Origin of the sequence: Paenibacillus xylanexedens (genome assembly GCF_001908275.1) — a bacterium.
In the GTDB taxonomy this organism is placed as follows: domain Bacteria; phylum Bacillota; class Bacilli; order Paenibacillales; family Paenibacillaceae; genus Paenibacillus; species Paenibacillus xylanexedens_A.
Genome location: NZ_CP018620.1, coordinates 1,817,014 through 1,840,196, shown reverse-complemented (window position 1 = coordinate 1,840,196; position 23,183 = coordinate 1,817,014). Strand labels below are relative to the sequence as shown.

Below are 23,183 nucleotides of genomic sequence, written 5' to 3'. Positions count from 1 at the left end.
TCGAATGTAATTTCCTTCAGGCGCAATTGAGGCTTAACGACTCACGGGTTCTCCCATGGCTACCAGTACTTTTCGATCTCCCTGATACGGGTTCCGTGCATGCGCCACCAGCATATTGTCCAGCATAAGAATATCTCCCTCTTGCCATGGAAATGCGATCGTGGCATCGGCATAAGCCTGACGAATATGTGCAGCCACATCAGCATCAATTGAAGTTCCGTCTCCATAATACGTCTGGTATGGCAAGCCGCTCTCTCCAAATTCTTCGAGCATCAAGTTGCGAACTTCCTCGTTCAAGCTACTGCTATGCCAGAATGCAATATGATTGAACCACAGGTTCTCATTTGTATCCGGGTGGATCGTAATGGCCGGTCTCACCTGTTTCGTTGTCAATGTTCCATCCTCATTCCATTGGCAAGCCATGTTGTTGTCCAGGCAATATTGCTCGACCTCGTCCTTGGACTCCGTGTGGAAAACATACTGCCAGGTCTGTCCGAATCCAGTTCCGTAGTTTCGAACCAACATCCAGCCTTTCTCTGCAAAAACATCCCGAATGTCCGGATCAATGAGGTTATATACTTTCCGTACATCCACAATAGGTGTTTCTCCTCCTTCATCAGCAACAACGATACTGGAGAACCAGATTTTTTTGGGCCATGTCATGACGTAGGACAGTTCATTATGCGGTGCAATAGTCTCCTCGTTCGGAAATTCCGTTGACGTATACACCTTGCCCTGTACTTGGGTTCTCGGTGTTGCTCCTTCTTTATAACTGAGCGGTTCGGGGCAGCTTACATCGATGAACCCATAAAAGCTTTCTGGTGTGGTAGTATCAAAACCTCTGAACAGGACGCCACCATATTCCAAAATTTTCTCTTCTACCATATCCTTATTGTTGAGATACCATTGATTCAGATCCAGACCGGCTACATTGGGTTTGATTACCAACGGCAGTTCCTGACCTTCCTCCAGAAACGATTGCTTCACAATTTCTTTCTGGATGACCATCTGCGCACCTTTATCAAATTTCTTCTTCATAGTTATTCCTCCTAAGATTTGATTTTGTTAAATTTCTTTTTGCTCTTACTGCTATTCAGCAACACCATCTTGTACTCGTGGGCCATCACCTCCCAATCATGACGTACAGCTTGAAGACTCCGCGAGGAGTCAGCCGCAATCAGCTCCACTACAGCCATATAATCATGCAGGAATCTCTTCATGGTGGATTTGCCAAACAACTCTGTTTTGTATTCCACCACGGCATTCATTACATGATCAGCCTCGATGAGATTTAATGTCAGATCCCACTTGCTCTTGCCGCTGTGTCCCCACAAAATTTCATTTTGAGCAATATTTAGCCCTTCGATGTTGTACGTATTTTTGACATCAAGTACAAACCACGTCTGGAAGAACGGGGTCAGTCCCGAAGCTCGATCCGGGTTCAGCAGTTCAATCAGCTTGCCGAAAGGCATCTCCTGATGATCAAACGCTTCAAATACCGTATTTCTAACCGAAATAATCTGGGCATCTATGGACTGTTCCGGGTCCATGACCGTCTTCAAGGCAAGGCTGTTGGAGAAATATCCGATCAATCGCTGCACTTCGGCACGATTCCGGTTTGCTACGGGTGTTCCTACGACGATCTCGATTTCACCCGAGTAAAAGTACAGCAACATTTTGTAGGCGGTGAGCATGGTGATGTACAGACTGGCATTGTTTTTCATACCGGCCTTTTTGATCATGTCAATGGTTTGTATCGGAATTTCTGCGAGCAGTATATCTCCGGTATCCACGTTGTTCAGCGAAGGCTCCCGGTCATAGGGCAATACTTTTACCGATCGGTTGACGGTACTTCCCAACTGGTTGCGCCAATAATCTAGAACTGTCGGAAATTCTTCAGTCATCCATTTTCCTTTTTGCCAATGTGAATAGTCGGAATATTGAATACTCAAATTCTCTATTGCTGCATTTTCTCCCCTCAGATAAGCATTATAGTATGACCCCAGTTCAGCCATCAGGATATCCTGAGACCAGCCATCGAAGATAATGTGATGAAAATTAAAATAGGCAAAATATTGATGTGCATGGATCTGATACAATCCAAAATAATACATCGGCCCGGTTTCCAGGTTGAACTGGTGTTTGGATTCTTCTTCAATTACACGCTTCAGACTGGCTTGGGAATTATCCCTCAGCGTATGCTGGACCTCAATGCCAAAAGGCTCGTAAGGCCTGATTCGCTGCACCGGTGTATTGTTTTCTACAACAAAATACGTTCTCAATACATCATGCCGCTGCACAATCTGATTCAATGCATAGATGTATGCCTCTTCCGAGAATGCGCCTTCAAAAAGGACATGTCCGGGAATATTATATTTGGTGCTCTTCCCCTCGAACTGTTCAACCAGCCACAGGGATTCCTGGTTGAATGACATTACACCTTTGAGTGACGGATCAACTCTGGGAATATCTGTAGACAGGAAGATCGGCTTGTCCATAATTCCGTTCAATACATCCACTTTGGATCTCTTCACTGTGTTGTGTTCCATACTCATCATGCCTTCCTTTGCTTCCATGATCTGATCCAGATGTGAACTTAAGGATTGGATTGTAGGGAAATTAAACATATCGTTAATCGAAAAATCAAAACCTATCTCGGAAAGCCTTGTGTAGATCTGAATCAACTTGAGCGAATCACCACCACGCTCGTAGAAATGGTCCGTCACACCCACCTCTTCCAATCCGAGAATCTCAGACCAGATGGTAGATATCGTCTGTTCCATGACAGTATTCGGTGCCACATACACATTTTCTTCATCCGATTGTGGCTTCTCTATCGATAACGCCAAGTAATCAATCTTGCCGTTAATGGTAAGTGGAATCGAAGACACCTTGATCAGATGTGTGGGAACCATATACTCCGGCAACAGAGATACCAGATTATCCCGTATCATCCTCCGGGTCACATGTGCATCGCTGACGTAATGAGCACATAACTGACGGGATTGCTGATCCGTCTTGACGCTTACAGCAACATCTCGGATTCCTTTGATCTTCAAGAAAGCTGCCTTGACCTCACCCAGTTCAATTCGATACCCGCGAATCTTCACTTGGTCATCCATTCTTCCGAGGTATTCCATCTGACCGTCTTCTCTTAACCTGCATAGATCACCTGTCCGGTACAATCTCTCGCCTGGATGATCCGGGTGTTCGACGTATTTTCTGCCCGTCAATTCGGGTTGGTTCAGATAGCCTCTGGTCACTCCGTCTCCCCCAACCAATAATTCACCCTGAACACCGACAGGAACGTATTGCAGTGATTGATCGAGCACATATATGGATGTGTTCTGAATGGGCTTGCCGATGGGCACATACTCCGTTTGGTCAACATGTGGATTGTAGGCATAGATCATACAGCCCACCACCGTCTCTGTCGGTCCATATTCATTGAAAATGGTAACCTCATGTTTGCTTTGCCGGGTAATATTCGCAGCCAGTGAAGCACTCAGATTATCGCCGCCCACAATAAATGTTCGGACATTGGATCTGTCCATAATGTTCATATCCTGAATCAATTGCAGGTGCGCCGGCGTCAGCTTGACCAGATCGACTCGTGGATCCAGGACAACATCAGCAATCAACCCCTTGTTATGAGACGAGTTGTATATGATCATCGTGTTGCCCGTAATTAACGGCGTAAAGATGGAGGTGATGGTCAGGTCAAAAGCGATGGATGAATACAGTGAAAAAGTCGTTTTACCTTCAGTAACATAGGTCTGACTCGCCCACCATATATAGTTCGTCAATCCCTTATGTTCCACTAGTACACCCTTCGGCGCTCCAGTTGACCCTGATGTGTAGATGACATAAGCCAGATCCTTCATATCTATGGTCAAGTTCAGATTATCTGTTGGTATATATCCATCATTTTCTTCAAGCAAGTCAATGACTTCTAGACCGTCCGGCAAATGAACAAGCTTATTAACCAGGACGAAACTTACCTGAGAGTCTTTCAAAATATGATGAATTCGCTCATCGGGATACTCGGGGTCAATTGGAATGTAAGCACACCCGGCTTTCATAACAGCCAGAATCGCGATAACCATCTCCATACTGTGGGTTGCAATAATGCCTACCAGTTCTCGTTGCTTGATTCCTCTGCTGATCAATGTTGTAGCCAAGCCGTTAGCTCTGGCATTCAATTGTCCATAGTTCATCTCCTTATCCCCCAGGATAAGTGCTGTATGTTGAGGGGTAGCAGCTGCCTGTTCTTCAAACAACTGGATGACCGTTTTGTCGCTAGGATAAGACGCCCTGGTATCATTAAACTCGGTTAGCATCGATTGTTTATCGGCTTCGCTTACAATGCTGATCTGTTGAATTCTTTGTTCAGAATGCTCCAGAATGGCTTCCGTAACCGTAAGAAACTGATCGAGCAGATTGTCCATGAACGATTCACTGAACAACTGGATCCGATAATCCATCTGAAATATGATACGATCCTCATTGATTTTTTCAATAATGTTGATAAGCAGATCATTCGTCTCATGTCCGTTAAACTTGTTGTCCATATAGACATCATGTCCTTGCATCTTGTCAAAGCGTTCTGGACGATAGACCAGTGATATGCCGAACAGTCTGTTCAGTTCCGGTAAGGAGAGCGACTCTCTCAGATCACGGATCAGCTGATTATACGGATATTTCTGATGACGCAATATTTCTTTTTGTTCATTGGAAATGCGTTGCAGCATGGTTAACACGGTTTCAGAGGGTACTACCCCGATCCTGACAGGTATGGTTGTGACAAACATGCCAATCATGTCTTTATCTGTTTTACTAGTTCGGTTCGCGTAGTTGGTTCCAACGACCAAATCGGTTTGGTGAGTGAGTTTATTTAGCAGAATAGCTAGAGTTGAGAGAAAAAAGGTAAATACGCTGACATTCTTCTGACGACAGAAATCTTTCAAACGTACATACATGGAGTGATCCATATTCATCGTTTTTCTTCTGGCTGCGGTGTGAGTTAGAAGGGGATTGTGCGCTTTCATTTCCATAAATTCGGGAATCGTATGAAACTTCTCTCTCCAAAAGGCATGATCTTTCACATAGCGTTTGGAAGCGAGATATTGTTGTTCACTATTTATATAGTATTCATAATCGTGAATCGTAGATTCAATCCTGCTTGCATTACCATCTTTCAGTTCGGCATGATAGGTTGCCGTAATCTCATTCGTCAACTGGAATAATCCCAGGCCATCACAGATGATATGGTGAACCTGAATGATGTATCCGTATTGTCCATGACCCTCATACGTATAAAACTGACATAGATCTTCACTATGTACATGAATCGGTTGGTTACCCACATACTCAGTCCATGTCACACCCGTCAAGGCTGGATCTTCATGAATATGCTTGAGTGATCTGTACTCATAAGGTTGGATGTATTGTTTATTCTCACCTTGATCCAGTATAATCCGAGTTCGAAGCAGTTCGTTATTCTTCAAAACCCTGTTAATCGACTGCTCTAACAAGGGGAAATCGATCGGTTCCGGTATGCTCATCTTGGATGTAATCATCCATACATCTGATTTTGGATATAACATTTCCATGTACCATATTCTTTGTTGATGCTCTGTTAAAGGTTGCAGATCAACACATACATTTCCCATCTAATTCTCCTTTATATATAATTTATCCTAAAATAAGTTAATTACAACTTATCATCCCACCCACATTTAATCAATAACTATTTTATTTGTTTTTTTAACATTTTTTTGTATAATTCGACATCAAAATACCATTTTTAACATGGAAAGAATGAAAGTCCCATCCAACCTTTCTACAAGATTTCCACTTCCGTTTCATTATTCGGTAATGTTCGAACAAAATGAAAAGCCCCGTGATCGATACAGAGAATCTGCATCTGACCGCGGGACCAATTTACGTGAATGATTCTTCAAAACTTCAGTGCTCATGGATCTTGACTAGCCTAGGGTGAATTGGAACAAATCTTAGCTGTCGACTACCTTTCCGAATTGCTCTGCCTTTTCTGCCTCGCTCTTAGTCCGCTCATCCACTCCGGCTCATGTGACCACTGCTCTGCAACAGATCGAAGCATACGCACATAACCGTACAAGTTGGCAAAACGACGACAAGCGGGGAACATATCCTCCAGATCATAACGTTCTCCCGCCTTGGACCAATACCCGTTCAGGAAAAATTGCTTCTTCTGCTCCCATTGATCAGGCTCGATCTCCTCACGTAAACTATCCAGACTCTGTTCCACGTCCATCGCGTACCAGTGATACATCGAGTCATCAAAATCAATGGCATAACAAGACTGGCTACCCTCATCATAGAAGACATTATCCAATTCAAAATCGTAGTGGATGAGTCCGAAATTTTGCTTGTTCACAGACCAGGCTGCAAAATATGTTCGGAGAAACTCCACCTCGTTCAGAGCAGCCGTTTCACCAGGAAAACCCTTCAAGATCTCCTGCATCCAATCCAAAGCATCCGTATAGGTCCAGCGTTTCTCCTTTTGCTCAGGCATGAATGTACGTGATAAATGATGCAGCTCACCCAACGCCTGACCATAGCTGTACAGGATGGAGCCATTCAAATCAATACTTCCTAACTGCGATCCGGGGACTCGCTTGAATACGGAAGCAAAGTACGTTCCCCATGGCGTGTGAGCCTCTACGAGTTCTGCCCCTGAATGCGCAGGTACAGGCTCCATGGCTCCATACTGTTTCGTTCGAAGATAACGGAGGAACTCCAGTTCAGCGCTAAGGTTGCTTCGATTTTTTTCCTCTACCGGGGCAAATCGAAGCAATCTCATTTCTCCCTGATCTCTGAACGGATACACGGCATTGGAGGATATACGATAATACTGAAACATGTCCAGCGATTCAGGATCATAACTCCAATTCTTTAGAATCATCTCGGCAAGATCATTATGTTGAAATAAATATTTTAATGTTAACATGGGCATTTCTCCTTTTTGATCATTTCATGTGGATTGCTCGTAGCCAACGAATGCCTATTTTTGCGCGCAAAAAGCCGCAGGCTATGCCTGCGGCTTTTAAAAATTCTGAGTGTATGAGAAATTTGCACAAGCAAATAAATCTCGCATACGCCAGAAAAAATGAGCAGTTATATCCCTATATATCAGCAGATCTCAGATCGACTGGGAAACTGGATGTGTCCCACACTGCATCTGAATGATCTGCCGGAATTATTCAATTAATGCTTACCTTCATTGTAGTAATGGAACATACCATCTTAGACCGTCGTTTCATGACGCTCACTCCCTTCAAAAAAACCAGTTGTTACCATAATAGCCGATAAGCCAAATGTAAGCAATTACAAAATGACGATAATCCCATCATTTTTTACTGGACAACCATCACCCTTTCCACCGTCTCGGTGTTGTCCTTATACCACACCATCACGATGTTTTCTTTTTGAAGATCAGAAACTTGAATGGACGAATTCGCACGTGAGCTGGAATTGCCCGAGCGCGGCGTCCCCATGCCTTCCGTGATAGCAACATCATCACTTATATTCAATTTCATCTCCATTCCGGTATCCTTCCATTCCATGCTTGGGGATGAGGTGTCCTGCACCTCAAGTAACGCCAGCGTAACTGTGTTTCCATTCACAGAAATGACTCTACCTATCATGTCGGCATTCATCATCCCCTGCGTCATGTCCGGACTGCCTGTACGGTCATTCATACCCGTGCCACCCCTTCCACCTCTAGGCGTTCCTCCATTCATGCCCAGGCCACCGCCATTCGGCATGCCGAATCCATTCATGCCTTGCACAGAACCGGTGTTGGTAATATTCTGAGCGGTTATAACATCGCAGGCCGTAAGCATAACCGAGCACCCCATCAAAAGGAGTATTGTAACCGATGTGAAATATTTATTTTTTCGCATATGATCACCTTTTTCTCAGGGAATATCTCTCCAAGGTACCTTTACGATGGAATATGAAGTCATACGTATCTTTGAAACCCATATAGGACAGCACAACCAACAACGGATATACAGGGTAGATGTATCTGGACTTAATCTCCCACAGAATATAAAATCCGATGAATCCGAGAATGACCAGGATTAAGGAGACTTCATCATATCGTTTATGACGAATTCCACCGACCAACCGAATGAAAATAAAACAGTACATCAAGAAATTCATCACATATACAATCCAGAGCAAACCTGTCCGATAAGCGGAATCCCCCTGCAACAACTCGGTTATCGCATTGGTATAACTATAGGAGCCTGCGATTCCGCCTCCCCTTCCTCTTCCGGCACCCATGGAACTTTCATTGCCGATTCCATAACGGTCCATCTGGTATGTCCCTTCGGTCCAGGTCCATATGATCTTTTTGTAATACATCTGCACCAACTCACTCGCACTTGCTTCAGACAGCTTCTTGCCAATCTCTTGTTTGAATAAATCTGCGCTCTCAGCCTTATTGTAGTTGGCCTGCCTCTGATAGATCTGATAACTCTCCATATTGTCCCAGAAGCCAAAACGCTCCAGATTAATCCCCATATTCAGCCACATATAGACCGGTGCAGAGTTCTCTCCAACAGGTTCGCTCACAGCTCCAGAGGATTGAAGAACCGCGTTCTGAGTCCAGGTTGGGACATTAAACAACATACCCAACACACCGATGGAAATGATGACTTTCTTCATTCCGATGCTCCGCATATTCAGCAGGATAGTTATGATGGCAGCGATTAGCACGATCACGCCGATGCTTCGGAAGTAATTACCCATCGCAAGAAAAACGGCGGCAATGACGATTGTTTTCCAAGACTTTTCACGTACAAAACGAATAACAAAGTATAAACAAGATGTCAGAGCTGCTGTGGCAATCACATCGTTATAGATCAGGTTGTTAAGGAACAAGGAAGGCAGGTACGTTGCTGCAAAGATCAACACACCGTAATCACGTTCCGTAGATCTGTCATTCACTTGTTTATAAATAAGATAAATCATGAACGTTGTTAACGTTGAAAACAAAATATTAAATAGTTTGATGACCAGATAGTTATCCGGGAACAGGTACAGCAACGTCTTCAAGTACAACACGATCGAGTAGTTAAACGGGAACATGTGCAGATAACCACCCGTTTCAAACGAGGAGTAGTCTTGGTCATACAGCATGTTCATGGCCAGTGAAAGAACGGTCTGTGAATCATCGGTGGGTACTCTCGGAAATACAAAAATGATGATGACCTGAATGACCAGAGAACATAACAGCACAATCGGAATAACAACCTTCGGGCTGTATTTGTTCAGTTTCAGACACAGAGCGTATAACCCGACACCTGAACCAAGAAGCAAAAGAATGACCGGGAGAAAAACACTCCACTGCTGCATGCCCAAAATGGGATTGTCCCCATACAAGGCGTAGTTGTACTGTGCCCGAACCAACAAGGACGAGGCAATAAACACCGCAACAAACACGAGCAAAATGAGATAAAACGACTTATGCAGCACCTTAGACATGCAAAAACTCCTTTTCGATTACAGGATTCCGTGAGTATTATAATGGCTCTGGCTGAAAAATCGCTGAAAGGGAGTAACGCTTGCATTCGGTGCAGATCAGTATGTGTATACAAACAGAAAAAGACCGTCCCTTCGATAAGGTAACGGTCTATATGTCCAATTTTTTAAAAGTATAGGGCCTTAGCTAATTGTTGAAGATCACTTCTCGTCCTTGATAAACTCGATGATATCCTGGATCTCACAATCCAAAGCCTCACATATTCGATTCAGCGTATCGAACTTCACACCATCGGTTTCTTCATTATATAATTTGGCAATCCCATTTCTATGTAATCCGGTTAGTCGGGATAAATCAGCAATATTAATTCTTTTCTCACCCATAATACGAGATAAATGAACCTTGATCATACGAATTCCCCTCCAAACTAAAATACACACTGTGATGTTGACAAAGCACACTACAAGTTGTATATTCAAATAAACATAATGCACACTGTAGTGTTCGAATGGAAACTTAATATCTACAAATACTCAAAAAGAGGTGTACATAGTGAAAGAATCCTTGGAATCTTTAGCAGAACCGTTAATCCGAACGCGCTTAGAGTTATTATACAACAATTTATCTCACACGCAGCCTGATTATACCCAACTATCTAAAGAATCTGATCATTACTTTCATAATATTCGCCAAGCTTTACCTGAGCAACTGAATCAAACCCTTTTTCTATATGAAGATACTCAACTCTCTATGCAAACACTTCTCGAAAGAGAGATTTATTTACAAGGGTTTCGGGATGCCCTTCAGCTAATGAACGAGTTACATATAAACAGCTTCTAACAACTTGGCTTTTTACAAAATATGCTATAATCAACAAAGCAATAGAATAGGCTTAAAGTGCGTGTTCAAAAAGATCGGTTTTCAGTACCGAGAAGATGGAATGAAGCTAGAAATGGAGTAGCGGAGCGTAGGAAACTACGTGAGCAACGGACATTTCGGCTGAATTTCAACTTCGATGCTGATGATGCCACTAGGCATCCTTCGTAATCAAAAGCGGACTTTTTGAACAACCTCTTAAAGGGTCGGTCGGCTACCTTGCCACGAAGGGAGGGATGCCTTGTGACAGTATTTGAAGCAATTATGTTGATGCTTACCTTTGGTTTGCTCATCGTTGCTATTCTGTCCAATACACACAAATAGACCGCCCCCCTCGCAAAAGGATGCGGTCTATTGTTGATCATCTTTCTAAGCTAAGCCCACCGCCCTTAAAAGCGGCTATTGCTCGGAGGAGTCGTTTTACCAGCACGGCTCTCTTTGCATTTTACGTCTAATCTGCTCTTATTATACCATACTCAAATCTCCGGCGTCACATGTAAACCACGCTAGATACGATACATTTCTTTATACTCATCCACATATAAAACTTCAATACAATTCGACCAGTTCAGAATCGAACCGACAAAATCCTGAATGTCCAGACCCGGCATCTCATACGTCTCCGCTGTGTTCACCGATCCTGTTGCGTCCTCAATCAAGGTTACCTCTGATCGTAATCTACATGTTTCATGTATATGACTGGCTGATGTTGCTGTTCAAAATCAGCGATAACCGCTTCAATCTTGCCCAACTGAGCTGTGAGATCAGTTTTTACCATTTACTACTTCTTCTGCTTCTTCTCCTCCCGAGCTTTTTCCACATTTTCTTTTACCCGAAACGCCACAATCCGGCGGATAAGATCCTCGGGCAATGGCTGATCCAACGGAAACTGGACAGATCCCTTTCCCCCTTTATATTTGGAGAGTTCCTCTTTGAAAGCTTGAATTCCCCTGGGAGCAGGGTAAAACCCAATATGATGCTGGTAAGCGGCAAAATGAACCAAATTCCCATGCTGTGCATACGTAGGCATCTGGTAACTGATCTTCTCTTCGGCGTTAGGAGCCGCTTCACGAATAATCTGTCTTAACGCCTGTAATCTCACCTGCACATCGGGTGCAAACTCCGAGATATATTCATCTACCAGCACCGAATAATGGTTACTCTCAGCCATCTTGGACTCCTTCCACCACGGATACATCAATGGATTCGTGGTATGGGCATATTTGCTTATATTGTACTTCAAATGGACAAGCGGAACAGCTAGTTTCCTGCAACTTGGAATGTTAAATTTGATTTTTAAGTTAACTAAGCCTTATAATACGTTTAAACAATTAAACATTATAACGGAGTGAGCCATGAACGAGTCGATGGGTAACCAAAAAGTTATTAATATTTTCGAGAATCTAAGTCCCTATCTTCAAGGATTGGGAGATCCTGTTCGCCAGCGAATCATATCGCTGCTCATTGATCAAGAGAGCATGAACGTATCGCAGATTGCAGAGCATGTCCCCATGTCACGCCCTACGGTCTCTCATCACTTGAAAATATTACGTCAATCCGGGCTGTTATCGGTTCAGAAAAAAGGTACGGAGATGTATTACAAGCTGGAGTTCAACGATGCGATCGAATTACTCAAACAGCTCGTTCATCTCGTGGAAGTGGAATGTCAGAGCTAGCGCATACCGCGCTGGTGAACCGCATTCCTTTTCTTCACTCTATTATGTTCATTAGTTTAAACATATAAGTACATAAACATATCAACGGAGGTTTATCGAATGAATAGAAAAAAAGTTCTTATCGCTGGGGGCTATGGTGCTGTAGGTGCACAGCTTGCTCGCATTTTGCATGACAGGCATCCTGATCTGGAATTGGTACTGGGAGGCCGTTCTGCGGGTAAAGCAGCACCTTTTCCATCCAATCGTGTCCAAACGGTTGTTGTTGATACCAATGCAGACGATCCACTGATTCACGCAGGTGAAAATATATCATTAATCATTAATGCAGTGAACGATCTGGATGATCGGTTACTGGTGTCGGCCGTACGGAGAAAAATTCCCCTCATCGATATAACACGCTGGACTGAGGTGTTCAATCAAGCGATCCGTACAGTAGAGCAGGAGGAACTTCATGCCCCTGTAGTGCTGTCCTCTGGATGGATGGCAGGAACGGCGTCACTCTTTGCCATGATACTTTCTAACTCTCTGCAACATGTCGAAGTAAACATTCATGCCCTATGGTCGCTGCGGGATAAAGCCGGCCCTGATTCGGCAGCCTTCATGGACCGGATGAGTATTCCTTTTCAGATAACCGAATCCAATACACATCGACTCGTCTATCCCATGACAGATCCGATTAAGGTTCATTTCCCGAACGGGTATACGACCCCATGTTACAGACTGGACACACCCGATCACGTCACTTTGCCTCATACCAGCCATATCGATTCCGCCAGTTTCCGCATTTCATTCGATAGTAAGGTATCTACCTATGCACTCGCCGGATTGGTCAAAACCGGAGTATGGAAGATGATCAGTGGTGAACGTTTCCAGCCATTCCGGCGGAAGTTGCTCTATAATCCGGGAACCGGGAGTGCACATCATCTCGTCATTCAATTGAAAGGGCTGGATGCAAAAGGAAACGAAGTTAAACGAACGATGACAGTCTCTGACCCACTCGGTCAAACTCATATGACTGCACTCGGCGCTGCGGTGCAAGCCGAGAAGATACTGATGATGCCAACGGACAAACCTATGGCTCCAGGCATCTATTATCCTGAGCATCTGTTTGATGATCGAATGGACATGGATGCGGTTACTCATTTTTTCACACAATACGGCGTTCAAGTAACCCACTCCTGATCCAGACATAACAAAAAATCCGCGAAGCCGCTCACTGCAAACAGTGGGACCTTCGCGGATTTTACGAATAATAATAGAGGGATCTATCGTGTCCAAGTGAAAGCTTGGGTCTGTAATTACAACGTCATGGCCCGACCATTGCGCATCAGATAATCTTCTTTTGTTTTGTAATCCGGCATGATGCTGCCGATCCGCCGCCAGAAAGAGCGGTCATGATTCATGTGGTGAATATGGCAAAGTTCATGAATGATGACATAATCCATTACTTCCAGTGGTGCCATCGCCAGGCGGTAATTGAACGTAAGTTTTTTGTCCCAGCTGCAACTGCCCCACTTGGTGGGAGAATCTACGATCTCTACTGACTTCGGTTTCACCTTCAACTCTTGCTGATAACGACCGATGCGCTCCCCAATCATGCGTTTACACTCGGCAAAATAAAACTTCTTCAGGTTCGCTCGCAGTTCTTCTTCGGTCAGACCCTCTACAGGGATTAGGTCATGCAGTGCATGCTCCTTGCCAAAAAGCAGAAACTTCCCCTTGCCCTCATCTTCGTATTCCTTGGCTTGAGGACCGTCGAGCGCCCGCTGCATGAGATCGGATTTCTTCAAAATCACATCCCCGTGCTGCTCTACAAGTTGCCGGATCATGTCTTCACTGGTACCATTGGGTGCTTTGATTGTTACCATATAAGGCAAGTCCATCGTGATGGAAACTTTCTTGCGTTTGCCGTATTGGATATGACAGTTAATGCTATGGCCTTGCATCTCAATCGTTAACATAATGCGCTCCGCTTCTGAAATTATTCATTCAATCAAATTGTATACCATCTCCGGCTATAATGCATGCTGTTCGACGATATATATGTTTGTATTGTATTTTTATGCACAATTATGTATTATTATTTAATCATAAAATCGGAGGTTGGATATGACGCATACCATAGACTCAGAACATAAAACCATTGAAGAACTATCGCTTAACCACTGGCAACCCTTGTCCACCTTATTATATGACGGCTGGGTACTGCGTTTTGCCAAAGGATATACCAAACGTGCCAACTCCGTTCAACCGATCCACTACTCCACTCTGGATGTGCATGAAAAGATTGAGGAATGTGAGCGCATCTATGCTTCCAATCAGTTAAATACCATATTCAAAATCACACCGTTTATTCAGCCGGATCATCTCGACCAGCTTTTGCAAGAAAAAGGGTATGGCGTTGTCGATCTGACCCGTATCCAGACTCGGAGTCTGGAAGAGATCAAAGAGCCTGTGCACCAAGCTGTACAGATCGACGAACAGTTGACCGCAGCGTGGCTGGATCATTTTTGCAGGCTAAATCAGGTGAATGATCTGCAACGGGAAACGACGGAATTAATGTTGGACAATATCCGGACAAAGGTAGGTTTCATCTCGCTGTTGATCGACGGGCAAGTCGTCGCTTGTGGATTTGGTGTCATCGAACGTGGCTATATCGGGTTGTATGATATCATTACAGACGCTAACTTTCGAAATCGGGGACTTGCTGAACAGATGATCTTGCATCTATTGCATTGGGCAAAAAGACAGGGCGCTACCTCCAGTTACCTGCAAGTGGTTGCGAATAATGCACCTGCGTTAAAGCTTTACGCCAAGCTGGGTTATTCAGAGATTTATAGCTATTGGTACAGAGTCAAAGAATAGAGTGTTTGCTAATCAAGCTTAGCTTGTGGATTCTTTTATCATATTCAGTCTGACAAACAGATTAATTCAAAACAACATCTTGAAAGCAAAACTGCCCTCCTCCTATGAAGGAAAGGCAGTTTTTAATTTTTCTTAGTGATTGTCCAAAACTCTTCACACCGTTTATCAGCTACTCCGTACTCTTTCTACAAAGGCAGTTTCACCAGCACCTCATATTTCACGCCAGCCTGTATATTCTTGATGATGTCGCCTGCAATCCGTTGACCGTCAACATGCACCTCAATCTGCTCGACAGAAGCATCCTTCTTCATGTTTACATTCAGCTCAGCTCCGCGGAACAAACGTGTGACCGATACCTCGTTCCAGTCTTCAGGTAGTTGCGGACGCACTTGAAGTCCTTGTGCATGACCTTGCAGTCCAAACAATCCGTCGATCAGACAACGATACACCCAAGGCACCGTGCCCGTGTTGAACAAATGACTGGAGCGCCCAGCTGTACGTGGGAATTGACGATAGGCTCCGCGATAATAATTCGGGATAAATACGGGTAGCTGACCCCGTTGAAGAATATCCTCGGCATCGGGGCCCGGAATCATTTTACGCAACAGACGGTACGCCTTCTCCTTCTCGCCCACCAGGTACAACGCATATATATAGAACGCCGCCGCGTGATTGTACACTGCACCATTCTCCGCACTTCCCGGATGTTTCTGCGTAACTCGACCTACATCTTCCCGCATCGCTGTGAAAGACGGCGCGAGCTTCTCGACACCATATGGCGTCTCCAATTGCTCCTCTACGGCACGAATTAACTTCTCCTGTTTCTCCTGATCCGCAGCACCGCTCATAAGTGCCCAGCTCTGAGGATTGATATAGATGCGCCCTTCCACGTCGTTGCTTACACCAAACACTACGTTATCATCCGTAATTCCGCGGGCATACCAGTCCCCATCCCACAGATACTCATTGGCTACCGCATTGGTCTGGTTGGCTTCCTGACGGAATTCCGCTGCGACCTCGGCATGCCCTGCCTGTTCACTAATATCTGCCCACACATTGAACGCATATGCCGTCGCAATGGTCAGCCAGCCGGATACGCCTTTGCCTTTGTATCCCACCATGTTCATCGGATCACACCAGTCACCCTGATTGATATAGTTCAACCCGCGCGCATCACGCTCATGGATCAACCAGCGCATTGCAAGATTCATATGCTCCAGTACGGTAACCTTCTTTTCACTGTCTGTAAAAGCAACCTGTTCCTCCAAAATGCTATGGTCATTCGTTTCATCCAAATAGGTCTTCATACAGACCGGAAGCCAGATACAATGATCGGTATGAGGAACCTGGTTAATATATTTCAATTCTGCATCCGGGTGCAAAATAATGCCGTCTGGCATCGCGCCGCTTATATGCTGCTGAGACAAGGCTGTCAAGAACGCAGCTCGTGCAATCTGCGGCTGAATATAACTCATACCCATGTTGTCCTGCAAATAATTCCGCGTCTGCGGATCGGTTGTCAGACGATTGGTTTTGCCATGATAGTACATCTGGCGAGGTAGCCAGTGATTCACGACATTATCTAACCAGCTGTCCGGTGTCTCAATCTGGATGTTCCCTTGCCCTTCCGCAATATACTCAGCATACTCCTGCTCGGCTGCGGTGAAACCATCCTGTCCTTCCTCATTCTGCTTCACAAAATAATGCTGACGAATGCCCTCAATCTCTGTCTCATCATGAGCCGGCCCAAAGATGAATCGATACGCCTGCTCCGCTCCCGCTTCCAGTTCGACTCTATATTGCAATACTGCCACAGGTGTCTCGTACCGTGCATCTCCACCAGCCAGCGTCTCTGACTGAAGGGCAGAAGGATTATGAAGTCCGCCTTCGCCTTCAAAGCTCTCATGATTCACTTCCCACGTGGTCGGTTTGTGATCTGCAAGCAGATAGGTTTTGTCGCTGTAGTTTTTGATTTTGCTATAATCCTGATATTTCTGATATGGCGTAACCGCCGAGCAGACAATGCCCTGCAAATCTTCCACATATGTACCGGATTGGTTCATCCAGGACATATAACCGACCGTATAATACGGGTAGATACTCAGCTTGCGTTTTCTCGAAGACAGATTGGTTACCTTCACGCGCCATAGCTCCATGACATCTTCCTTCGGCAGACGCAGGGACATCTCGATGCAAATGTCGTCCTGAACCACCTTCCAATGAATATCGTGTTTACCAACAGCGAACGTATAGCTATCCGCCTGCTTGCGAACCGGTTCATACGGGGCGGAGAAGATTTCGCCACTTATTTCATCTTTAATGTAGACAAACCGTCCCGGATGGTGGGCATAGTAAGGCTGCTCCGGTTGCATAAACGTCTTCGCTTCCAGGTTGGGCGCGTACGAATATTTGGCAGGTTCGGGCTGCATGAATTGGGCCACCGCGTACCCCCGGCAATTCACATGAATCATCATCTTTTCATTCCAAAGGAATCCAGATGCCTTCGGTAAACTTGTCGGGCTTGTCAGTTCAACATATTGATTATCTTCCGTTGCTTTAATCATCACTGAACCTCACTTTCAGATAATGGAGTCAAAAGACAGAAAACGTTTTAGGTAACTTGTATACAACTTTGTCCATTATAACACGGGAACGCTTACAAATAACTGAAAACTAAAAAAGAGCTGAGAAACTACTCAGCCCCGATTACGTTCCAATTGTTTTTCGATGCCCATCCTGTCGATCTGTATCCAATACTCTGCAATTTGTTCGTTTTCCACTCGGTATACCGCACTGGCAATTTCAATCACGGGAAGGTTGGTTGGACTGTATCCGTCCACTTCGCCAATATGGGTACCCGTTTGTCTCCAGCGCACATAAACTTTATCACCTTGCGTCAGCATCTCTTGAATTTTGAGTGAAAATTCCCCGTATGCTTCAATCATCTCTCGCACATGATCCCCATAATCGGAAGGTGTTCGGGTGACCGTGACCTCAGCTTCGGATATTACTTGATGAGCCAGGACTTAAAACCTACCCTCTCACCTTGACAATGCGTCAATATGACCATAAACTAGCAAAGGATATTAGGAAATTAATAGGAGGTTTGGGCGTTAAGAGGTTCGAGTAAGGGTTTTAACCATATCTGATAATCTTTCGGTGTGTAGAACGTAGCCATCAGAGCAACTCAGAAAAACAAGAAAGCGGTGTATCATGAAACGTCTATTTTTCGTTATGTTTGCGCTCACCCTGTTACTGGTTGGATGCCAGAGTACTGAGCAGGAAAGCAGTCCGTCCGAGAATAATCCTACAGAAGTAGTAGAAGGTTCTACCATTTTAAGTTTGAAACAGAAATACGGCTCTGAATCGGAACAAGCGATCATGCCGATGTACAATGTAGCTCAGGATGAAGAATTTACGTTCAAGTTTAAAGCAGATTTACGTAAAAGTAACCTGTCAGCTAGTGACATTATTAGTGTACATACCGATATTAAAGCACTCAAAGCAAGCGATGTTTATGCCCTTCGTGAAAGCAATGGCAACAACGTTTCCATTAAGCCTCTTGGATGGGGCGTTTTAAGTTCAGATTCCATGATGAACAAGGATCAAAGTTCTTGGGGCGGTGCCCCCATTTATTACATTCGTCTGAATTATGATCCAGATGCTGAGAAGCTAACACTACTCGATCAGCCCATCATTATTCCGTTTACAGTGAAATCGGAGTTACCCGTACCTAACCTAAGATACGAAATTGACAAAGATAGACGGTTCAAGTTGGTCTGGGACAAGGTTGAAGGTGCCACAGAATATAAAATTTATAAACGTTCTGACCTAACCAACTTCGATACAAATGTACCTCTAACTGGCGCAGAGGACGCTTTCAGTAATAGTCTGCCTTTAGATATTGCGGTAACGACAGAGACGTCTTTCAATGATTTTTTGAGAGACGGAAAAGGCGGGCTAGGCACTTATAATGAAATGATAACTACCACTCAGAACCATGGTATACGAGGAGAATATTACGTCACTGCAATCGGTGGAGGCAAAGAATCCAATTTTAGCAGAGGTGTCCCTACAGCTCCGCTTGCTTCCCAGTTGCCAACATCTCTGAAAGAACAATTGTATAGGGAGAAATTAAAGAATATAGATGTACTTCCTCAGAAAGCAACAGTTGAGTACAATGACGGCTCTCTAACTCGTGAAACCATTGTCTATGATACCAAGAGCGTAGAGATTTCAGAGTTCAATGAAACGAATATTCCTTTTCATATTAAAGGAACAGCTCTGAAAAGTTACGTGCGCGTAGAGAATGTAACTCAAGCAGACCTGGACAGACTTGCTCAGCAAACCGTAGCCGATTCCAGCAACGGACTGGTGGAAACGAAGAATGACACACCTTACGTCCCTGCACCTGATGTGCCAACGATCATCAACAATCATGATGCACCTGAGTCTGCAACGGAAACAGAAGAAGCACCCGCTTCGGAAACTCCAACTACAGAGTCTACAACCGATACTGGAACGTCAGAAGATGCAACTGATCCTCTATCTACTGAGGCTTCCGATGATACTTCTGATAATTCTTCAGATATGGCTTCTGAAGAAGCTTCCAATGAAACACCTGCTCCCGCTCCTGAAACTGAAGAAGACAATCTGGTCGATGAGCAGAAGTCCAATACACAGCAAAATGTAGAACAAGGTAATCAGGAAACCGTGCCTCAGCCTGCTACAGGTGATGCAATGATCAATGCGGATTCCGCATTGGAAGAAGTTTTGGCCAAAAACATGATTGCGGCACAAGATAAAATTTCGTTAAAAGCTTTCCCCGAAGCTCAGAATTTCACGACACTCTCAGATGTTGTTTTGAAAGTGATGTACCAGAATCCATTGATTCTTGGTGTGGAAGGTTTCGAATACAACTATGGTACGCTTACTCTTTCCATTCATTACAAAGAATCGGCTAGTGGTATCCAGAAGAAGCAAGATGAGATTATTGCCAAAGCAAACGAAGTAGTGGCTTCCATTATCAAGGATGGCATGAACGAAGACGAGAAACGAAAAGCCATCTACGATTATCTGAACGATAACGCGAAGTATGACGATGCAGCGCTGGAAAATGCGGAGCAAAACAACTTCAAAAATGTCGATCCGCAGTTCAATGACTCGTTTACCACATACGGTATTCTGGTCAAAGGTGTCGGGGTATGTGCCAGCTATGCTTCCGTTTACAAATTGCTCTCCGATCTCTCGGGACTGGAAAGCATCGTTGTAACGGGCGCTTCCAGCGGCGTTCCACATGCATGGAACAAGGTCAAAATCGGGAACGAATGGTTCCATGTCGATGCCACCAACAACCTGACGAACTCCGGCATCCCGTATTTCCTGTACAATGCCAATGATGAGACTGCTGCCAGTCAGAAAACAATAGCGGATCAAGATTACTGGCTTGATTCCGAGCTCGTGATGTTTAATGGCGAGAGCGATGCCAATGATTATTATGTGCAAAATGGTCTCGAAGTCGCTTCCATTAATGAGTACAAAACCAAGGCTGAGAGTGAACTCAAAAAAGGAGAGAACCGGGTCATTCTCCGTTTCGCCTCACCTGTTGACTCTGATGAGCTGATGACAGCTGCCGGCGAAGCCCTCGCTGCAGTGGATGAAGCGCTTCTGAACACAGCACAATTAGCCACGCTAGGCAGTTATGCCATTCTGGACCCGAAACCAGAGCAGAAGTAACTTAGTTACACAGCAATCCCCTTTGCTTTTTCACAAGCAAAGGGGATTTTTTGTCTATTAATTGATGACTTTAAGCCATTGATTTAACCTGTTGCAATCTGGTAATAAAAGAAGAAATAAATGCTTTTTCTTTCATGAGATTCTCTTGCAATCTCTCACTTATTTTATTTAGTGTAATTGCATCACGCGTTATATTGTATTTCAGAACTATATTTCTCAATTTAAAGTAGTCCTGTTTCAGAATAGTGCTTAATTCCATAAAAGTTGCATCTGGCTCAATGATTAATTTCTCCATTAAATAAGATAAACGTAACTCCATTAGTAGCTTATGTTCATACAAAAGATGAAAGACACGTGAATCCAATGCTTCTCCAACTAGGGCTGCCTGCTCAATGTCGGTAAAGATGCGTTGAATAGCTTGCATTCCAAAATCGTATTTCTGATCTCTCACTAAGTCATATGTCTCACTTGAGTTAAGATAGTTTTCCATCGCCGTTATAATCTGCTCCACATGAATTGCATAATTGATATTCTGGATAGGCTTGAGAAATCGCACTTCTGTCCAAAAACTGTACTCATTAGACATGGTCCAGTAGCCTTTCTCAAGTTCATCCAGACTACATATGGTTTGTATGAATTTACCATCATCAAGATTATCAGCAATGTATATCAAATTTTGATCCAGGTCATATCCGTACACCAATAATTCGTGCATGAGATGTTCTTTTTGATAATAGTCTGTACACGCAATGTAGTATCTATCTGCATAAATATATAGATAATATCCCATATCTATCGCTTCCGTAATCACTTGCTTAAGTGATGTTCCCCATTTGCGAATCACAATTTCTTGTGGCAGGTTGTAAAAGGAAATTCCCGGACAGGTACTTAGCAGAAACTGATGAGAATCAAACGAAAAAATTCCCCATCCATGTGCATACCTGATTTGTATAAAGTTATTGAAAATCCATGGCCATAAATCTTCGTTCATAACGGATGTTAATGTCCCATATGATGTGTACGTGCTTATGACAGGGTCACCTAGTTTAAGTACATTCTTGGCCATTACAGAATTCCTCCTTCGATTCCTAGGCATAGTGTATTGATCTGAACAGATTCATTGTATAAGCAACGCACTCTCAGAGCTGGGAGCGAAGATCATGTTCTTGAATATATTACCATGTACCTTTTCTGTTTTATATAAGAACGCTTTCATACAAAAAAATATTTTATTTCTCTCATCTTAACGACAAAAAAGAGGATACCGCCCCCAATTCGGAGACCGTATCCTCTGATACCCTGATCGGATTACCTAAGACTATCTACGGACTAACCGTACCGCCATTTGCATTCAATGTCTCGCCGCTCACATAACTGGATTCCTGGCTTGCCAGGAACACAAATGCCGGAGCCATCTCGGCAGGTTGTCCTGCTCGACCAAGCGGTGTGTTGGAGCCAAAATCGGCAAGCTTCTCGACTGGTTGTCCACCCACGACCTGGAGCGGTGTCCATACCGGTCCTGGTGCAACAACGTTGACACGTATCCCTTTGCTACCCACCTGTTGGGCTAGCGCTTTGCTGAACGTGTTAATGGATGCCTTCGTTGTTGCATAATCCAGCAGGATTGGCGAAGGTTTGTACGCCTGAATCGATGATGTGTTGATAATGGAGCTGCCCGGCTTCATGTGTTTCACAGCTGCTTTGCAGAGCCAGAACATGGAATAGACATTTGTTTTGAACGTCGCATCGAATTGCTCGGTAGTCAGATCCGCAATCTGCTCTACAAACTGCTGTTTACCTGCCACGTTAGCAAGGATATCAATCCCGCCAAGCTCTTTTACCGCAGATTCAATGAGTTCTTCACAGTATTTCTCATCCTTCAGGTCACCTGGCATCGTAATTGCTTTGCGACCGGCTTCCTCAATCAGCTTCACAACTTCCTGTGCATCTGCTTCCTCTTCCGGCAGATAAGCCAGAACGACATCTGCACCTTCACGGGCAAACGCAATCGCTGCCGCCCGGCCAATTCCGCTGTCGGCCCCGGTCACAACTGCTTTGCGTCCTGTTAAACGTCCGCTGCCTTTATAACTTTTCTCACCCGCATCGGGAACAGGGGTCATCTCACGCTGAAGCCCCGGCTCATCCTGTTGCTGTTTCCACTCCGGTGTAGCCTTTGGATATTGGGTCGTTGGATCTTGCATGGTGTGCTGGTCTTGATTAGCCATGTTCAATTCCTCCTCGGTGATTTACATTGATCACTACGATCACAGAATAACCTTCCGATCACTGTTATCCCCAGATTTTTCTCTCCCTTATATAAGGGGAAAATCTGGGGATAGCGTATGCTTCCGATGTAGCTTTCTTGCAGAAAGCTTTTAGGCGAACACTCCGTTTCTGCAGGTTATTTCTGTGCTCTTCGTTATCATGTAAATGTTAAATTTATTATCAGAAGTTGTTTTATAAAAGTTGCACTCTTTCCTTTGTAACCGAGTTGGGTG

The 23,183-nt window shown here is 44.3% G+C and carries 17 protein-coding genes and 2 pseudogenes; 6 read left to right on the top strand and 13 right to left on the bottom strand.

Translation table 11 applies throughout. From position 1 onward, the window contains the following. Window positions 1-33: 33 nt before the first annotated feature. The 6 genes from BS614_RS08125 to BS614_RS08100 all read right to left on the bottom strand — a co-directional run bounded on the left by BS614_RS08125 (window position 34) and on the right by BS614_RS08100 (window position 9,942). Window positions 34-1,038, bottom strand: a complete 1,005-nt coding sequence (locus BS614_RS08125; protein WP_074093594.1) for a TauD/TfdA family dioxygenase — start codon at window positions 1,036-1,038, stop codon at window positions 34-36. Window positions 1,039-1,049: 11 nt separating this feature from the next. Continuing rightward, window positions 1,050-5,672, bottom strand: a complete 4,623-nt coding sequence (locus tag BS614_RS08120; RefSeq protein ID WP_074093593.1) for a non-ribosomal peptide synthetase — start codon at window positions 5,670-5,672, stop codon at window positions 1,050-1,052. Between the two features lie 353 nt (window positions 5,673-6,025). Then, window positions 6,026-6,991: a phosphotransferase enzyme family protein gene (locus BS614_RS08115; protein WP_157116047.1), complete on the bottom strand. Its 966-nt coding sequence runs from the start codon at window positions 6,989-6,991 to the stop codon at window positions 6,026-6,028. Window positions 6,992-7,397: 406 nt separating this feature from the next. Then, the gene (locus tag BS614_RS08110; RefSeq protein ID WP_074093592.1) at window positions 7,398-7,886 is read right to left on the bottom strand and encodes a hypothetical protein; all 489 of its coding nucleotides are present in this window, start codon (window positions 7,884-7,886) and stop codon (window positions 7,398-7,400) included. A gap of 64 nt (window positions 7,887-7,950) precedes the next feature. Then, a complete protein-coding gene (locus BS614_RS08105) occupies window positions 7,951-9,534 on the bottom strand; it encodes a glycosyltransferase family 39 protein (RefSeq protein WP_074093591.1) in 1,584 nt (527 codons plus the stop codon). Between the two features lie 198 nt (window positions 9,535-9,732). After that, window positions 9,733-9,942: a helix-turn-helix domain-containing protein gene (locus BS614_RS08100; RefSeq protein ID WP_036668302.1), complete on the bottom strand. Its 210-nt coding sequence runs from the start codon at window positions 9,940-9,942 to the stop codon at window positions 9,733-9,735. A 142-nt stretch (window positions 9,943-10,084) separates the two neighbouring features. On the opposite strand from BS614_RS08100, the gene BS614_RS08095 reads away from it, so the two are divergent. Both BS614_RS08095 and BS614_RS32545 read left to right on the top strand, forming a co-directional pair. Beyond that, complete coding sequence (locus tag BS614_RS08095; RefSeq protein WP_074093590.1) at window positions 10,085-10,372, top strand: DUF6809 family protein; 288 nt, start codon at window positions 10,085-10,087, stop codon at window positions 10,370-10,372. 300 nt (window positions 10,373-10,672) lie between these two features. Then, entirely contained in the window at window positions 10,673-10,732 is a 60-nt protein-coding gene (locus BS614_RS32545) for a putative holin-like toxin (protein ID WP_425320278.1), read from the top strand. Window positions 10,733-10,914: 182 nt separating this feature from the next. Here the strand turns inward: BS614_RS32545 and BS614_RS08090 are convergent. Continuing rightward, window positions 10,915-11,076, bottom strand: a pseudogene (locus tag BS614_RS08090) (cysteine hydrolase); the annotation flags it as partial. Window positions 11,077-11,189: 113 nt separating this feature from the next. Then, window positions 11,190-11,579: an iron chaperone gene (locus tag BS614_RS08085; RefSeq protein WP_074093589.1), complete on the bottom strand. Its 390-nt coding sequence runs from the start codon at window positions 11,577-11,579 to the stop codon at window positions 11,190-11,192. Window positions 11,580-11,763: 184 nt separating this feature from the next. Between BS614_RS08085 and BS614_RS08080 the strand changes: the two genes are divergently transcribed. Both BS614_RS08080 and BS614_RS08075 read left to right on the top strand, forming a co-directional pair. Then, on the top strand, window positions 11,764-12,084 hold the full coding sequence (locus BS614_RS08080) for an ArsR/SmtB family transcription factor (protein WP_074093588.1): 321 nt from the start codon (window positions 11,764-11,766) through the stop codon (window positions 12,082-12,084). Between the two features lie 99 nt (window positions 12,085-12,183). Further along, window positions 12,184-13,266, top strand: a complete 1,083-nt coding sequence (locus BS614_RS08075) for a Rossmann-fold NAD(P)-binding domain-containing protein (RefSeq protein WP_074093587.1) — start codon at window positions 12,184-12,186, stop codon at window positions 13,264-13,266. Window positions 13,267-13,382: 116 nt separating this feature from the next. Here the strand turns inward: BS614_RS08075 and BS614_RS08070 are convergent, their stop codons facing one another. Continuing rightward, a complete protein-coding gene (locus BS614_RS08070) occupies window positions 13,383-14,045 on the bottom strand; it encodes a M48 family metallopeptidase (RefSeq protein ID WP_074093586.1) in 663 nt (220 codons plus the stop codon). Between the two features lie 148 nt (window positions 14,046-14,193). On the opposite strand from BS614_RS08070, the gene BS614_RS08065 reads away from it, so the two are divergent. Further along, window positions 14,194-14,949, top strand: a complete 756-nt coding sequence (locus tag BS614_RS08065; RefSeq protein WP_074093585.1) for a GNAT family N-acetyltransferase — start codon at window positions 14,194-14,196, stop codon at window positions 14,947-14,949. Window positions 14,950-15,134: 185 nt separating this feature from the next. On the opposite strand, the gene BS614_RS08060 is transcribed toward BS614_RS08065, so the two are convergent. Together BS614_RS08060 and BS614_RS08055 are read right to left on the bottom strand one after the other, a co-directional pair. Further along, window positions 15,135-17,513, bottom strand: a complete 2,379-nt coding sequence (locus BS614_RS08060; protein ID WP_074093584.1) for a GH36-type glycosyl hydrolase domain-containing protein — start codon at window positions 17,511-17,513, stop codon at window positions 15,135-15,137. 132 nt (window positions 17,514-17,645) lie between these two features. Beyond that, window positions 17,646-17,975: pseudogene (locus BS614_RS08055) on the bottom strand (ester cyclase); the annotation flags it as partial. Between the two features lie 187 nt (window positions 17,976-18,162). On the opposite strand from BS614_RS08055, the gene BS614_RS08050 reads away from it, so the two are divergent. After that, window positions 18,163-20,685: a transglutaminase domain-containing protein gene (locus BS614_RS08050; protein ID WP_074093583.1), complete on the top strand. Its 2,523-nt coding sequence runs from the start codon at window positions 18,163-18,165 to the stop codon at window positions 20,683-20,685. Between the two features lie 70 nt (window positions 20,686-20,755). Here BS614_RS08050 and BS614_RS08045 read toward each other — a convergent pair whose 3' ends face one another. Further along, the gene (locus BS614_RS08045; protein WP_074093582.1) at window positions 20,756-21,751 is read right to left on the bottom strand and encodes a cysteine peptidase family C39 domain-containing protein; all 996 of its coding nucleotides are present in this window, start codon (window positions 21,749-21,751) and stop codon (window positions 20,756-20,758) included. A gap of 256 nt (window positions 21,752-22,007) precedes the next feature. Then, window positions 22,008-22,886 carry an SDR family oxidoreductase gene (locus BS614_RS08040; RefSeq protein WP_425320277.1) on the bottom strand — a complete coding sequence of 293 codons (879 nt, stop codon included), beginning with the start codon at window positions 22,884-22,886 and terminating at the stop codon, window positions 22,008-22,010. Window positions 22,887-23,183: the final 297 nt, after the last annotated feature.

Excerpts from the sequence above, each read along its gene's own strand:
- BS614_RS08060 (WP_074093584.1), bottom strand. The coding sequence starts at position 17,513 with ATGATTAAAGCAACGGAAGATAATCAATATGTTGAACTGACAAGCCCG.
- BS614_RS08065 (WP_074093585.1), top strand. The coding sequence starts at position 14,194 with ATGACGCATACCATAGACTCAGAACATAAAACCATTGAAGAACTATCG.
- BS614_RS08075 (WP_074093587.1), top strand. The coding sequence starts at position 12,184 with ATGAATAGAAAAAAAGTTCTTATCGCTGGGGGCTATGGTGCTGTAGGT.
- BS614_RS08110 (WP_074093592.1), bottom strand. The coding sequence starts at position 7,886 with ATGCTTACGGCCTGCGATGTTATAACCGCTCAGAATATTACCAACACC.
- BS614_RS08100 (WP_036668302.1), bottom strand. The coding sequence starts at position 9,942 with ATGATCAAGGTTCATTTATCTCGTATTATGGGTGAGAAAAGAATTAAT.
- BS614_RS08115 (WP_157116047.1), bottom strand. The coding sequence starts at position 6,991 with ATGTTAACATTAAAATATTTATTTCAACATAATGATCTTGCCGAGATG.
- BS614_RS08125 (WP_074093594.1), bottom strand. The coding sequence starts at position 1,038 with ATGAAGAAGAAATTTGATAAAGGTGCGCAGATGGTCATCCAGAAAGAA.
- BS614_RS08040 (WP_425320277.1), bottom strand. The coding sequence starts at position 22,886 with ATGCAAGATCCAACGACCCAATATCCAAAGGCTACACCGGAGTGGAAA.
- BS614_RS08105 (WP_074093591.1), bottom strand. The coding sequence starts at position 9,534 with ATGTCTAAGGTGCTGCATAAGTCGTTTTATCTCATTTTGCTCGTGTTT.
- BS614_RS08045 (WP_074093582.1), bottom strand. The coding sequence starts at position 21,751 with ATGGCCAAGAATGTACTTAAACTAGGTGACCCTGTCATAAGCACGTAC.
- BS614_RS08050 (WP_074093583.1), top strand. The coding sequence starts at position 18,163 with ATGAAACGTCTATTTTTCGTTATGTTTGCGCTCACCCTGTTACTGGTT.
- BS614_RS08080 (WP_074093588.1), top strand. The coding sequence starts at position 11,764 with ATGAACGAGTCGATGGGTAACCAAAAAGTTATTAATATTTTCGAGAAT.
- BS614_RS08120 (WP_074093593.1), bottom strand. The coding sequence starts at position 5,672 with ATGGGAAATGTATGTGTTGATCTGCAACCTTTAACAGAGCATCAACAA.
- BS614_RS08070 (WP_074093586.1), bottom strand. The coding sequence starts at position 14,045 with ATGTTAACGATTGAGATGCAAGGCCATAGCATTAACTGTCATATCCAA.
- BS614_RS08085 (WP_074093589.1), bottom strand. The coding sequence starts at position 11,579 with ATGGCTGAGAGTAACCATTATTCGGTGCTGGTAGATGAATATATCTCG.